The sequence below is a fragment of the Photorhabdus asymbiotica genome (assembly GCF_003634575.1).
GTDB lineage: Bacteria > Pseudomonadota > Gammaproteobacteria > Enterobacterales > Enterobacteriaceae > Photorhabdus > Photorhabdus asymbiotica.
In genome coordinates, this window is the sequence record NZ_RBLJ01000005.1 from 141,112 (window position 1) to 155,909 (window position 14,798).

Here is a 14,798-nt window from a genome sequence, read left to right on the forward strand (position 1 = left end):
CGATGATCCAGATTGATCTCCCCACATTAGTTAACCGCTTAAATCCGATGACTCGGCATGCTCTGGAAACGGCGGCAGCGCAGTGTGTCAGTCAGCAGCAACCTGAGATCACGGTCTCTCAGCTACTGTTGCAGATGATCAACACACCTCTCAGTGATGTCAGAGCGATCTTCAGTCAAGCCGAAGTAGACAGTGACTTGCTGAAAGAACAACTTGATCAGATGATTCCTCACCATCAGGCGATGGTACAAGCTTACCCCAACTTTTCACCCATGCTGGTGGAATGGCTACAGGATAGCTGGCTGTTAGCATCAACCGAGATGCAGCATCAGGAATTACGCAGCGGTGTCATGCTGATGACATTATTATTCAGCCCATTACGCTACCTGACGCCCCAATCTGCCCGTTTGCTATCGGGAATTAACCGCGAATTACTGCGCCAGAATTTTACGCAATGGACAGCAGGTTCCGCCGAACAACCGGTTGTAGAAAACGATAAAAACGGACAAGGCAGAAACGCAGCCAATAGTGACAGCCTTCTCGCCCGTTTTACCCAAAACATGACAGAACAGGCTCGTCAGGGAAAACTCGATCCAGTTCTGTGCCGTGACACCGAAATCGACCTGATGATCGATATTCTTTGCCGCCGACGTAAAAATAACCCCATTGTGGTAGGTGAAGCGGGCGTAGGTAAAAGTGCGCTGATTGAAGGACTGGCTTTGCGCATTATCGACAATCAGGTACCGGAAAAATTACGCAACAGTGAATTGATGACACTGGATCTGGGGGCATTACAAGCGGGTGCGGCGGTAAAAGGTGAATTTGAAAAGCGCTTCAAAGGCATCATGAGTGAAATCAACCAATCGTCTGTACCGATTATTCTATTTATCGATGAAGCTCATACGCTGATTGGTGCAGGTAATCAGCAGGGCGGACTGGACATCTCTAACTTGCTGAAACCCGCTCTGGCACGTGGTGAATTGAAAACTATCGCCGCAACCACTTGGGGCGAATACAAAAAATATTTTGAAAAAGATGCTGCCCTCTCTCGCCGTTTTCAACTGGTCAAAGTGGCTGAACCCACAGCGGAAGAAGCCATTATCATTATGCGTGGCCTGCGGGCAATTTATGAACAATCTCATGGCATATTGATCGATGACGAAGCACTGAAAGCCTCCGCCGTATTAAGTGACCGTTACCTCTCAGGTCGCCAGTTACCCGATAAAGCTATTGACGTATTAGATACCGCCTGTGCCCGCGTTGCCATCAATCTGACTTCACCTCCACGTCAGATTTCCGCACTGAAAAATCAGCTCCACCAGCAGCAAATGGAATCGGATGTGCTGACAAGAGAGCAACACATGGGGCTGAACCAACATACTGATAGACTAGAAGAACTTCAGCAACAACAGCAGGAAACGGCAGAAAAACTGGCTGAACTGGAAACCAGTTGGCAACAACAACAGCAATTGGTTCAACAAGTTATTGAACTACGCCGTCAACTATTAACAAACGAAACAACCGATAAAACCGAAGAGAACGAGACACCTGCGGAAATCGTGACTGAAGAATTGGTTGCAAAACTGTCTGAACTTAATCAACAACTGGAACAGTTACAACAACAGCAAACACTGGTTTCCCCTCATGTGGATAAAAACCAAATTGCGGCAGTTATCGCCGAATGGACAGGCGTTCCCCTTAACCGTCTGTCACAGAGTGAATTATCCATTGTCACTGAACTGCCAACCCATCTGGGGCAAAGCATCAAAGGACAGCAACTAGCTATCAAATGCCTGCATCAACATCTATTAACTGCCAGAGCAGACCTGCGCCGTCCTGGTCGCCCACTGGGGGCCTTCCTGCTAGTGGGGCCAAGCGGTGTCGGTAAAACTGAGACCGTTTTACAGCTTGCGGAATTAATGTTCGGCGGACGTCAGTACCTGACCACCATCAACATGTCCGAGTTTCAGGAAAAACACACCGTTTCTCGCCTGATTGGTTCACCGCCAGGCTATGTTGGATATGGAGAAGGTGGCGTACTCACCGAAGCTATTCGCCAGAAACCTTATTCCGTCGTCCTACTTGATGAAGTGGAAAAAGCGCATCCTGACGTACTCAACCTGTTCTATCAAGCATTCGACAAAGGCGAACTGGCCGATGGCGAAGGCCGAGTGATTGACTGCAAAAATATTGTCTTCTTCCTGACATCCAACCTTGGCTATCAAACTATCGTTGATAATGCTGATAAACCGGAAGAGATGAACGACCTGCTCTACCCTGAACTGGCGGCATTCTTCAAACCGGCATTACTGGCGCGAATGGAAGTCGTGCCCTATCTGCCACTGGGATATGACACCCTGAAGACCATCATTCAAAGCAAACTAGCTCGCCTTGATAACCTGTTGCGCCAACGTTTCAATGCTGAAGTAACCATCAGTGATGACGTGATCGAAGAAATACTGCAACGAGCAACCCGTGCTGAAAACGGTGCACGTATGCTGGAATCGATCATTGATGGCGCTTTGTTACCACCGCTATCTCTGCTATTGCTGCAAAAAATGGCTTCAGGAAAACAAATTAGCGCCATCCAGCTAACCGTTGATGAACATAAATTCAACGCGGTGGTTGAGGAGCTCCAATGAAACAACGGCTGAAAAGCGCATTAGCGTTACTGGAAAATGACTCTATTGAGCAACTGGTTCACCACTTTCTTCAGGTGAATCACCAACGCCAGCGTTTTGATGCCTTGCTGGTCTCTCTACTTAATATGAATGAAAACCGTCTGGAATGTTATCGGCTGCCAGCCCCAAACCAGATAAGTGCCTTACAACTGGATGTCAGTATCGGCGATATCAACCATCCGCTGGTGCAAATTATGTATAAAGGCACACCCATGACATGGGAATCACTCAATCAAGGGGTACGAGTAGACAATCAGAACTTTCGTACCTTTATAGAAGAGCTGCCCCACCGCTGTGGTTTGCATGCTATCCCATTGTTCAACTGCAACGGACAGGCATGTGGTGTAATCGCTGTTTTCGCCGAAGATGTTAATCGTTTTGCTGATGATAAAAACATGTTTTACATCTACTGCCATGTCATGCAGCACCGGCTGAAAAAATTACAGGAGTTGGAACAACTACGTGAACAATTGCGCCAAATTCGTCAAGTTTTTCAAACTCAACGCCAGAAAGAAAAACAGCTTGATGAACTACTGGCTTCGTTGAGCACCACTGCGGAGAACAAAACATCGGCCAACATCTCTCACGATTACAGCAAAATCGACAACCTGCCTCAGGCCCTTGAAGAGTTTGAATGTGCAGTATTGGTACAACGCCAACACATCTATGGCGATAACACCAAACGAATTGCAGAAAGCTTAGGCATTGCGCCACGTACACTGACCTACAAGCTGGCAAAATACAGGTGTAAATTATGAGTTTCTTTTTACTTGTCAGTTCATTAATTGCATCCCTGACTGGCACGCCTGAAATTCAGCCAGCTCAGGAAACCACCACAGCGCCCTCGCTACCGACCTTACTGCAATGCCGTTCAGAACCTTCACCGCTGATCAGGCTGGATTGCTATGACCGTCTATTAGATAAAGTGGATAGGGCTGCTGTCATTCCGTTAGAAAAAACTGGCCCGGCCTGGCAACAAGCCATGGAACAGGAAATGAAACGGACTGACCACTCAACTGGTTTTATCACTACCCAATCCAAAGGAATACCGACCCGCGTCATACTCACTACACCTGCGCTCGGCGTTCCACCTCCACGACCGGTACTTGTGTTGAGTTGTATCGATAGCATTACCCGGATACAAGTCGCCCTGACTACGCCACAAGACAATGGCTCGGTCATGATTTCGACCGACGTAACCCAATTCAGTGCTGACTGGTTTTTGCGCGAAAATGGTTATCTGCTGGAATCCAGCCGTGGGATACCGGGCATTGAAACACTCAAACGACTGATGACAGGTGACACCCTGACCATCAAAACCAGCAACGGAAACCGGATGACATTCAACATTTCTCAACTGGAACAGGCGGTGAAACCCTTACGCTCCGCCTGTCGTTGGTGATCCCAATGGATATCAGGAAACAATTCGACTGGCAGGGACTCCTGCTAACACCGCTATCAGATGAACTGACCAGCAAGGAGCTGGATGAGAACGAACCTGCCTGGGAATATATTGATGGTGAAATGATTAAGCTGGGATCACTGGCCCATTCCACCATTAACATTGAAGAAATCCAGCGCCAGGCGCTACAACTATTCAGCGAAAAAAGCAAAGATTTCAGGCTGATGGTTCACCTGTTGCGGACACTACAACACAGTGGCAACCCCGCAGAGCTAATACTGGCAATGGAACTGCTGGCCGATTACATCAAACATTACTGGCAGCCCGCCTGGCCACAAAAACCCTTGCTCAAGCGCCGTCTGGCACAACAGGTTATTAAACGCTTTGACTCCGCTCAGGCCAGCTTCTGTGAACAAGCGGATGAAACTCAACGGGAAGAAGCGCAAGGCGCACTCGCTCATCTGGCGCAATGCTGGCATACCGATGAACCTGCATTGGCTAAAGAGATCGATCAGTTACGTTCTCGTTATGCCCGCAAACCGACACCAAAGCCGGTAGCAGCGCCCGCTGAACCAACAGAAAACACGGCACAACCTACCATTTCCCCAGCGCTGACCCCAGCACCGGACATCGCGGTAGACAGCACCAGTGAAAAAGCCTGGAAACAGACGTTGCTGACCGTGGCCGATCTGCTGTGCGAACGCCAGCCTGACTCCCCTACAGGTTACCGGCTGCGCCGCTACGCGACCTGGCACACACTGACTACTGCACCGATCGCCAACGGCGAAGGCAAAACTCCACTGGCGCCTATTTCAGCAGACCGTACCGCGGATTATCTGGCGAAACTGCCCGCTGCCGATAAGCCTTTACTGCAACAGATAGAGCAGAGCCTGACCCTTGCCCCTTACTGGCTTGACGGACATGCTATCGCGGCTCAAGCCGCTGAGAAACTGGGTTATACCGCAGTTGCCAGCGCTATCCGCGATGAACTGAAAGCATTTCTTGACCGCTTACCCATTTTACAGACCTTATATTTTTCCGATATGAGTCCATTTATTTCAGCTGCAACCCTGAACTGGCTGCACCCCCCAGCAACCGCTGCGGGCAACGGCGGCTCCACTCAGGATCAAGAGGCTATTTGGCAATGTTTCCAACAACATGGACTGGAAGCAGCACTCAACGCCGCAGAACAACATCAGCAACAACTGACTGAGCCTCGAGATCAGTTCTACGGTCAACTGCTTACAGCACAATTGCTTGAAAAGGCGGGTATGACCGCCCTGGCACAACAACATTACCGGCATCTATTGCAGGCAGGACAGCACATGTTACTCACCCATTGGGAACCCGGCCTGTTGGCAGGACTGGCAGAAAAAGCCTCAATTAACTGCACCTCAAAGGATACGGCAGCAAACAGGAGTGTTAACCCATGAACTGGCTCTCTCTTCTTCTAAAAAATATCAAAAAACCGACGATGCCGCGTCTGCCACCTCTCAAAGCCACATTCTCGCTGATACTGGCTCTCCTGCCCTGCCTGGCCCTTATCTGGATATGGTGGTGGGGGCCTGGCTGGCAATTCAAACAAACTTACCCGCTGGAAAATCTCTCTGCCCGCTGGTTGGCAACCGCAATCATCATCTTTATGGTGCTGGGTTTTGTCGGCACAAAAATCTGGCGTCGCTTGCAACAGCTGGAAAAATTAAAACTGGATGTGGAATTGAAAGTGGTTGATCCAGTACTGACCGATATTGCTCGTCAGGACAGCTACCTCAACCACTGGAAAGCGCAACTTCAACGCCATCTCGGCACCTGGGATTACCTTTATCAACGCCCCTGGTACCTCATGACTGGCAACACTGGCAGCGGCAAAACTTCGCTTATCCAGGAAGGTTACAAATTAACTGACATTGCCGCGCCAGACGCTCTGAAAGGAGAAGACGGTCTTCCACTGCACCTGCGCTGTTGGCTAGGGGAAAAAGCAGTCATTCTCGACCCAGACGGTTTCCTCATTGACCAAACAGCCATGTCGGATAGCGATAAGCCTCAACTGCCCGCCCGCCTGTGGCAAGCCCTGCTTACCTGGTTGACCGAAAACCGTCAGCGTCAGCCCCTTAATGGTATTATCCTAACAGTGGATACCCACCGTTTACTGACCGACAACAAAGAACAGCGTGAACGGTATATCGCAGCGCTCCACCTGCGCCTGCAAGATCTGCGGTTAACCTTACACAACCATCTTCCCTTTTATCTGGTACTGACTAAACTCGATTTGCTACATGGCTTCGGTGCCGCATTCCAATCACTGGACAGACCGCAGCGCGCGCAGATCCTGGGGGTCACTTTCAGCCTGAACGCCGCGGATGAAGACGGCTGGCGCACCGAGCTAGCACAATTCTGGCACCAGTGGATGCAGCAACTTAACGCCGCGATGCCGGATATGATGCTCAACAAAGTGGATAGCAGCCAACGCGGCCCGCTATTCAGCTTTACCCGTCAAATTCAAGGACTGCACAGCTATCTGGTACAGCTACTGGATGGCTTGCTCTACAACGGCGGACCGGCACAACCTGGGCTGCGCGGCGTTTATCTCACTTCGTCGAAACAAATCGGTCAGATGGATGACCCCTTCACCCAATCTGCCGCCGTGCAGTATCATCTGGGACCTCAGGCATTTCCAACCTGGCCGGTCGCCGATACCGCCCCCTATTTCACTCGCGCGCTGTTTGAAGAGGTCCTGCTGGCCGAGCCCAATCTGGCTGCGGAGAACCGACTCTGGTTAAGTCGGAACCGCCGAAAACTGCTGACCTTCTCCACCGCCGGCTCAGTCGTGGCACTGGCCCTATGGACCGGTTGGCACTACTACTATCAGAAAAACTACCGGGCCGGCGAAGAAGTCCTGACGCAGGCTAAAAACTTCTTATCTGTTCCCCCACCCAAAGGGGAAGACCGCAACGGTAATTTACAATTACCGCTGCTCAATCCTGTCCGGCAGGCCACCCTTGCCTACGGTGATTACCATCATAAAGGGCTGCTCGCCGATATGGGGCTCTATCAGGGCTCGGACGTCGGTCCGTATGTCGAAAGTACCTATCTGCAATTGCTGTCCCAGCGCTTCCTGCCGGCCCTGATGAACGGCCTGCTGGATGACCTAAACAACGCCCCCAAAGGCAGTGAAGAAAAACTGGAAGTACTGCGTATCATACGGATGCTGGAAGATGGCAGTGGCCGCAATAAATCGCTGGTTGAACAGTATATGCAGGAACGCTGGAGTCGCACCTTTAACGGCCAACGTCCGGTGCAGGAACAGCTGTTAACCCATCTGGACTACGCTCTGGACCACACCGACTGGCGGGCCGCACGGGAAGCTGGTGACCCAGCAGCTATCAGTAGCTTCGCGCCTTACAAGCTTCCACTCACTAATGCCCAGAAGGAACTCAGTCAGCTTTCCATTTACCAGCGGGTCTATCAGAACCTGCGCCTTAAAGCCCAGGACTCTCTGCCACCGCCGCTCAACCTGCGCGACCAGATAGGTCCTAGTTTTGACAGTATCTTTATCGCCAATAACGACAAGCAACTGATTATCCCTCAGTTTCTGACAATGAATGGTCTAAATAACTACTTCGTTAAACAGGACGACCAGCTGATTGACCTCACCGTGATGGACAGTTGGGTGCTGAACCTGTCACACAACGTCCAGTACAGCGAAACTGACCGTAAAGAAATCCAACGACAAATCACCGAGCAATATCTTGGCGATTACACCGCCACCTGGCGCAGCGCTATGAACAATCTGGATATCCTCGACTTTACCGATATCCCACAGGCCATCAGTGCCATTGAGCAAGTCATCAGTGGGGAACAACCAATCAGCCGGGCGCTGCAAATCCTCAGCGACAACACCCGCCTGCCAGTGATTAACGATACCCTACCCGCCAAAGAGCAACAGCAGTTACGCGATGCACCGGACTACCGCCTACTGGTGCGTATCAACCGCGAATTCGCCCCGGAAACTGCCGTATTGATGGAATACGGTGAAAAAAACAGCACTCTACAGGAAGTTTACCAGAAACTGACTGCACTACACCGTTACCTGTTGGCTATCCAGAACGCACCGGTGCCGGGCAAAGCCGCCCTAAAAGCGGTCCAGTTGCGACTTGAACAGAACAACAGTGACCCAATTTTCGACGTGCAACAACTGGCGAAAAACCTGCCGGAACCGCTGAACCGTTGGGTTGGTGAACTGGCCGAACAGGCATGGCGTGTAGTCATGATGGAAGCCGTCCGCTCATTAGAAGTCGAATGGCATGACTCCGTAGTCAAACAGTACCAGACCTATCTGGCCGGACGCTATCCGTTCAACCCGGATGCCACTCAGGATGTCCCACTCAGTGAGTTTGACCGCTTCTTCCGACCGGGTGGAACACTCGATGCCTTCTATCAACAGAACCTGAAACCATTTGTTGAAAACAACCTGACCTACAGCGACGACGGCAAACAACTTATCCGCCCGGACGTGCTGGCGCAACTGAAACTGGCCGACCGTATCCGCGACACCTTCTTCACCCCGCAAAACGGCCTCGGTACCCAGTTTGCCATTGAGCCTATCAGCCTGACTGGCAACAAACGCCGCAGCCTGCTCAATCTCGACGGTCAGTTACTTGATTACGCCCACGGTCGCAGCAGCATCGTGCATTTGGTCTGGCCAAACTCCATGCGCTCTGGGGTAGAAAGTCAACTCACACTGATACCAGATACCAGCGGCAAATCCCCGCGTTCAATCAGCTTCACCGGCCCATGGGCCCAGCTGCGACTGATTAACAGCGGCAAACTGACCAACGTGCGTCAGGATTCGTTTGATGTGCTGTTCTCCGTTGATGGCGGAGATATGACTTACCGTATCTACGTAGATGAATCCGACAACCCGTTTGCCGGTGGCCTGTTCAGCCGGTTCAAACTGCCTGACACCCTCTATTAATCAAAAAAGACCTGTTCCCCGTGCCGGCGGGGGCAGGTAAGGATAAACTGCCATGAGTGAAAACCCTGAAAACCTGATTATCCGTGCCGGCGGTAACCCAATGAACCTGCCGGCGTTCACCGCAATACGTGAAGAAATCAATAAAATTAACCATCCCTCTCAACCCGCAGTAAACTGGCAACTGATTGAATCGCTGGCCCTGACCCTGTTCCGCTCCCACGGCGTCGATTTACAAAGTGCGATTTACTACACCTTGGCCCGGATGCAGCTGAGCGGTCTGGCCGGTTTTACCGAAGGCTGCGAATTGCTAGCTGGCGTGATTGTCAGTCAATGGGATGAACTATGGCCGCCCCAGCCGACGGTGCGAACCGAGATGCTCGACTGGTTTAACACCCGCAGCGGCAACGCCCTGCGCCAGCACGATTACACTACGCGCGACCTGCGCATGATTTACCGGGCAGAGCGGGCCTTACAGCTGATCGTTGACCGGCTCCAGCAATCCGACCTAAAACGTCTACCCAAAGTTGAAAACCTGCTGTGGTTTTTCCAAAACACCGCGAAAAAACTGGAAAATACCCGCATCATCCCCAAACCTGCGGCTAAACCGGTACAGATGCCGCCGCTGGTCTATCTGGCTAATACCGAGCCGGAGCCGGCTGAACCTGAAGCCGACTATGATGCCAGCTATGACAGCAATCAGCCTAAAGTGCAGGTCCGTTTTCCTGAGCCACCACCCCGGATGAGTGCTTTACAGGGCTTCGGGCTGGGTGCATTGCTGGGAATATTTGTCCTGACCGGCAGCTGGCTAGGGTTTTACAAACCCTTACAACAACAGCTCACCGCCCTGACTGGAACACAAGACGGTGCGAGACTGAACTGGTTATATCAGCCCGACCTGCAAACCTATGAACAACAGTTAACCCGGTTAGCAGATACCTCACCGCTGGTCGTGTTGCAAAATGCTGAACAACTAACCGATATAGCGCAGAAAACCTGGCCACTGGACAACAAGCAACAACATGAAACTGACCGCTGGCAACAATTACAGGCCGTAAGACTGGAGAACGCGCCGGTACAGGGCAGCTGGCACCAGACCCGAAATCAACTCCAGCAACTGGCCGATAAAATCCTTGAGCAGGAACGTAACCGGGGCAGTTTCACCCTCTCTTACCTAAAAACGGCTATCTACCAGATTCAGAACAGCCACAACCGTGAAGTGCCGCTGGAAGAGCTGTTACGCCAGTTCTCTGCGGCGATAGAACAAGGACAGACCGTCTCACCAGCACTGATAAAAAAGACCGATGACCGCTTTAACGCTCTGCTGAGTCGTTACTACGCGTTACAAAAAGACGCCGGACTGACCACACAAAAACAACCGCTCAATCCGTTAAGTCAATAAACACCACATGACAACATCATCAAGAGGCAAATAATGGCAGATTCAGGACTGGTTTTTACCCTCTCCGTGGGTAACCTCCCAGCTCACACTTTTGCAGTCGTTGAATTTACACTGAATGAAGCACTCTCGACACCCTTCAGTCTGGACGCCACACTCACCAGCGCTGACCCGGATATCAACTTTAAGGATGTTCTGGACAATTCCGCCACCTTCTCCGTCTACCGTGACGGACTCCCGGAACGCGAAGTCACCGGCATTGTCACCCAGTTTGAACAAAGCACCGCCGGACGCCATCGCAGTCATTATTCCCTGACCCTGCAACCCGCACTCTGGCGAGCCGGATTACGCGTCAATTCCCGGATTTTTCAGCATCAATCCATTACCGATATTATTGACACCCTGCTGAAAGAAAACGGCATCCGGGATATTGTTTACACCCTCGGCTATGAACATCCCGAGCGGGAATTCTGCGTCCAGTACGACGAAAGCGACCTGGCCTTTCTTCACCGCCTGTTAGCCGATGAAGGCATTTTTTATTACTTCGAGTTTAACCAAGGTAAAAACGGCCAGACCATTTTCTTCGCCGATTCCTGTCTGGCTCTCGGTAACCGCTTTTCCGTCCCCTATAACCCGGAACCCGATGTGCTGGGCAGGCAGGGCAGTATCCAGCAGTTCCGCTGGCGTGAACAGGTCGGGATTCAGGGCATTTCTCTGCGCGACCGCACCTTTAAAAACCCGCCCTGGACCGCAGAATATCACTTTTACGAGTCCAAATCGGCCAATCAGCGTACCGATTTAACCAGCTATTATCACTACGATTTCCCCGGGCGTTATAAAGATGAACGCGGGGAACACATGAGCCGTTATCGTCTGGAAGCCTTACGCCGCAATGACCTCCTCGGCCATGCACACAGTGACTGCTTTTTCCTCTGGCCGGGCCTCATGTTTACCCTCTCTCATCACCCCAAAGAGACATTTAATGTTCCGTGGCAGGTCATCAGCATCCACCACCATGGCCGGCAGCCCCAGGCCGATGAAACCCGCTCCGGTGACACGGGAACCACGCTGACCAACCACTTTACCTTTGGCGACCGTGACCGTTCCTGGCGGCCTTCCCCCTACCCCAAACCCCGCATTGACGGCCTGCAAGTAGCAACCGTGGTCGGCCCCGAAGGCGAAGAGATCTTTTGTGACGAGTACGGCCGGGTGCGGGTACAGTTTGCCTGGGATCAATATGGTCAGTTTAATGACCAGAGTTCCTGCTGGATACGGGTCAGTCAGGCATGGGCTGGCAAAGGCTGGGGCATGATAGCCATCCCACGCGTGGGGCAGGAAGTGCTGGTGGACTTTTTACATGGCGATCCGGACCAGCCCATTATCACCGGACGCGCTTACCATGCCAGCAACCTCCCTCCCAACCGCCTGCCGATGGCTAAAACCCAGATGTCAATCCGGTCAAAAACTCACAAAGGAGAAGGCTTTAACGAACTGCGGTTTGAAGATGAAAAAGACCGGGAAGAGGTATTTATCCACGCCCAGAAAAACCTGGCCATTCAGGTGCGCAATTCCCGGGACGAGCGGATTAACTACAACCGCACCACCAGTATCGGCCACGATGATGAACTGGTGATTGCCCACAACCGCAAAATAACCGTGGAAGGGCAACAGGAGCATAAAACGACCGGAAGTTATATCGAGTTAATCGAGCGGGACAAAAATCTGGTTATAAAAGGCGATGATATCAGATCAGTTGCAGGTACATTAGGTTATCAAGCCGAAGGGGATATCACCATAAAAAGTGATACCCGGATAACTTTACGGGTCGGTAACAATTTTGTTGTCATCCATCATGGGGGGGTAGATATAAAAGGGACTGCAATAAATTTAAACTCAGCGGGAAGCCCAGGTGATGTTTCTTTACCTGCCATGCCTTCAGTTTTGAAAGCCGCCGCCGCGCTCGGTATGCCATTTGTCGCCCACTGTAGCTCAAAGGAGTGATCATGGAAAAAGTAAATTATTATGCAGTCATTGATGGGGCGCTAATGCATGATTTATACGATATGTTGGAACAATTAAATCCGATCGCATCTAGCTTATATACAAACATCTCCAATAAAGAAGAACAAATAAACTCACCCCACCTCGTTGAATTAACTCAACCCGTTAAAGTCTGGCTATCGAGAAAAAAAGATCCCTGGGGGCTGTATTTATTATCAACATATCCATTTGAAAAATTACGACAGCATCTCAGAAAATATTTGCAGGTCTTTATTCCTACTGAAAAAAAACCCGTATTTTTTCGATATTATGACCCCAGGGTATTCTGGATTTTTATTGACATCTTAAGCCATGATGAGCTTAACCGGTTTCTATCACCTATAAAGAAAGTCATCAGCTACCACCACGGAATATATAGAGAAAGCACTCCGTTTGAATACAATAGCGAAGAATCTTTTCAGAATAAGGATAAATTCTTCAAAATAACCCCAAAACAATATCAGATTTTTAATGATAAACATTATGAACAATATATTGTAGCGCTGACACACCATATGCTTGCATACTGGTGCGACATTTTCCTGTCTGAAAAAAATGTGCCTGATGATATATTTTACGCGTTAGAGAACAAAAATCCCAATGAGAAATTTGAAGATATTTCTGAGTTCCTGATGATTTTTCCCGATGAATATTACATGATAAATAAAGCGGCTATTGATAGGATCAACAGCAAAGTATACTATATATACTACAGCTCTCTTCATGAGAAATATCGGGAAATAAACAATTTTGTAGTAGATATCTACGCATTTTGTCAACAGAATAATATTATTGATGATGTTTCAATAAAGACACTAATGAAACTGTGTATTATAAAAGAAATTTTATCAGCCAACGATATTCCCGAGGGATGGCTACATCATCTAATGAATAAAGATGAACCCGGTTTCTATAATGTTAAGATTGTTTCTGAACTCAATAAAAGAAACATCATATAAAGAACCATCAGATAACATCTAAAAGGAGTCAATATGACAACATTTAATGCAGGAAAAGCCTGTGCAACCTGTCCCCCCGAAGAATATAAAGAAGTTATGAAACAGGGCATATACAGCCAGCAAATAAAGCTTTATAACAATAATGAAGTTTCAATACCATTAGAAAACATTCCTTATTATATCCGAATTGAAAAAAACAAACATATAATATCGGGAAAAACAGATGACAAATTTTTGACTGAACGAATATACACAAAAGAAGCAGAAAATATCCGTATCGTTGTTGGGCGTGATGCAGGGAAATTACAGCGCAGAAAAAGTGAATATATTACAAACGCTAAGTCATCCTCAACGAAAACGGCCTTAAATAAACCGACATACGAGGTAGAATATTCAATCTGTGGTTATGATTATATCAGCGTTGTCGCCGCCAGAACGGAAGGCCCGGATTATTCATTAAGTGGTGTGACTAGAGGATTTTCCGCCCCAATAGGTAACCAGTATATGTTTATTAATCAGGGAATAAGGCAACTGGGCGAATACCCTGCAACAACACCGGATTATAAAATACAACGTATTCTGGTTGTTTTTACATTAGGGTATACTAACCATGATATTAAGGTTATTAATCAGTACACGCAAGATAAAGGTGGAAGAATTGTTTATGTCAGAAATTCAGATGAACTCGTGCAATTTTTGTCTGAGCGAAAGAGTAAAAAAAGACTCATTAAACAGTTAGATATATTCTCTCACGGCATCATATTGAATATCCCTTTTCATTTCTATGCTGAAAATATCTTTAGTGGCTATAATGATCCAGCAGGTGATTTCACACTGGAGAAAATTATGCAGATTGATGAAAAAATCTTTGATTATGATGCTGTCGTTACTTCCTATGCATGCAGAACAGGCATCGCTGTTGATGAAGACGATTTCACAAATACCGATCCGGGCTATGAACATAGTCTGGCTCAATTAATGGCAGATACCTGGGAGGTCGAAGTCCGGGCATTTGCCATGCGCAGTCATTATGGCAAGACTTATGGCACTAAAACAGAAATAAACGAGGCAGAAAAGCATCGCGAGGAGATTATGAAATATGACAAGGACTATCGTTATTATACGAATAATAAGCATCTTAACCCAAAACTTAAAGAACCAACTAGACCCAAAAATTACGAAAAGTATAAAAAACAAATTGAAAGTATAAAGGTAAGAGATGACAATATTGATCAAGGTGGCCCAATAGATCCACATGGCGCATGGCATAAACCCGGAACTGCAGAGAGCCCAAAAGGGTTGCCCAAAGGTTTACGAACCTACCTGCCCAGAAGATGGGAATAAT

9 protein-coding genes are annotated in these 14,798 nt (G+C 49.0%); all 9 read left to right on the plus strand.

Annotated features, from left to right (window positions below):
- Positions 1–2 precede the first annotated feature (2 nt).
- Genes tssH through BDD30_RS20385 form a run of 9 tightly spaced genes read left to right on the plus strand, consistent with a single transcriptional unit; the run spans position 3 to position 14,797 of the window.
- Complete coding sequence (tssH, locus tag BDD30_RS20345) at positions 3–2,642, plus strand: type VI secretion system ATPase TssH (RefSeq protein WP_012776472.1); 2,640 nt, start codon at positions 3–5, stop codon at positions 2,640–2,642.
- Positions 2,639–3,439, plus strand: coding sequence for a Fis family transcriptional regulator (locus BDD30_RS20350; RefSeq protein ID WP_012776471.1), 801 nt, complete (start codon positions 2,639–2,641; stop codon positions 3,437–3,439). The genes tssH and BDD30_RS20350 overlap by 4 nt, the downstream gene beginning before the upstream one ends.
- A complete protein-coding gene (gene vasI, locus BDD30_RS20355) occupies positions 3,436–4,083 on the plus strand; it encodes a type VI secretion system-associated protein VasI (RefSeq protein ID WP_012776470.1) in 648 nt (215 codons plus the stop codon). Before BDD30_RS20350 ends, vasI begins: the two co-directional genes overlap by 4 nt.
- Before the next feature lie 5 nt (positions 4,084–4,088).
- Entirely contained in the window at positions 4,089–5,516 is a 1,428-nt protein-coding gene (tssA, locus tag BDD30_RS20360) for a type VI secretion system protein TssA (RefSeq protein ID WP_041381475.1), read from the plus strand.
- Positions 5,513–9,058 carry a type VI secretion system membrane subunit TssM gene (gene tssM, locus BDD30_RS20365; RefSeq protein ID WP_012776468.1) on the plus strand — a complete coding sequence of 1,182 codons (3,546 nt, stop codon included), beginning with the start codon at positions 5,513–5,515 and terminating at the stop codon, positions 9,056–9,058. The genes tssA and tssM overlap by 4 nt, the downstream gene beginning before the upstream one ends.
- A gap of 52 nt (positions 9,059–9,110) precedes the next feature.
- On the plus strand, positions 9,111–10,457 hold the full coding sequence (locus tag BDD30_RS20370) for a VasL domain-containing protein (protein ID WP_012776467.1): 1,347 nt from the start codon (positions 9,111–9,113) through the stop codon (positions 10,455–10,457).
- A gap of 33 nt (positions 10,458–10,490) precedes the next feature.
- Positions 10,491–12,455, plus strand: coding sequence for a type VI secretion system Vgr family protein (locus BDD30_RS20375; protein WP_012776466.1), 1,965 nt, complete (start codon positions 10,491–10,493; stop codon positions 12,453–12,455).
- A gap of 2 nt (positions 12,456–12,457) precedes the next feature.
- A complete protein-coding gene (locus BDD30_RS20380; protein WP_012776465.1) occupies positions 12,458–13,453 on the plus strand; it encodes a DUF4123 domain-containing protein in 996 nt (331 codons plus the stop codon).
- A 33-nt stretch (positions 13,454–13,486) separates the two neighbouring features.
- Positions 13,487–14,797 carry a hypothetical protein gene (locus BDD30_RS20385; protein WP_012776464.1) on the plus strand — a complete coding sequence of 437 codons (1,311 nt, stop codon included), beginning with the start codon at positions 13,487–13,489 and terminating at the stop codon, positions 14,795–14,797.
- Position 14,798 lies beyond the last annotated feature (1 nt).

What these genes read in the sequence shown, in the direction of transcription:
- tssA (WP_041381475.1), top strand. Translation starts at nt 4,089, where the DNA reads ATGGATATCAGGAAACAATTCGACTGGCAGGGACTCCTGCTAACACCG.
- vasI (WP_012776470.1), top strand. Translation starts at nt 3,436, where the DNA reads ATGAGTTTCTTTTTACTTGTCAGTTCATTAATTGCATCCCTGACTGGC.
- BDD30_RS20370 (WP_012776467.1), top strand. Translation starts at nt 9,111, where the DNA reads ATGAGTGAAAACCCTGAAAACCTGATTATCCGTGCCGGCGGTAACCCA.
- tssH (WP_012776472.1), top strand. Translation starts at nt 3, where the DNA reads ATGATCCAGATTGATCTCCCCACATTAGTTAACCGCTTAAATCCGATG.
- BDD30_RS20350 (WP_012776471.1), top strand. Translation starts at nt 2,639, where the DNA reads ATGAAACAACGGCTGAAAAGCGCATTAGCGTTACTGGAAAATGACTCT.
- BDD30_RS20385 (WP_012776464.1), top strand. Translation starts at nt 13,487, where the DNA reads ATGACAACATTTAATGCAGGAAAAGCCTGTGCAACCTGTCCCCCCGAA.
- tssM (WP_012776468.1), top strand. Translation starts at nt 5,513, where the DNA reads ATGAACTGGCTCTCTCTTCTTCTAAAAAATATCAAAAAACCGACGATG.
- BDD30_RS20375 (WP_012776466.1), top strand. Translation starts at nt 10,491, where the DNA reads ATGGCAGATTCAGGACTGGTTTTTACCCTCTCCGTGGGTAACCTCCCA.
- BDD30_RS20380 (WP_012776465.1), top strand. Translation starts at nt 12,458, where the DNA reads ATGGAAAAAGTAAATTATTATGCAGTCATTGATGGGGCGCTAATGCAT.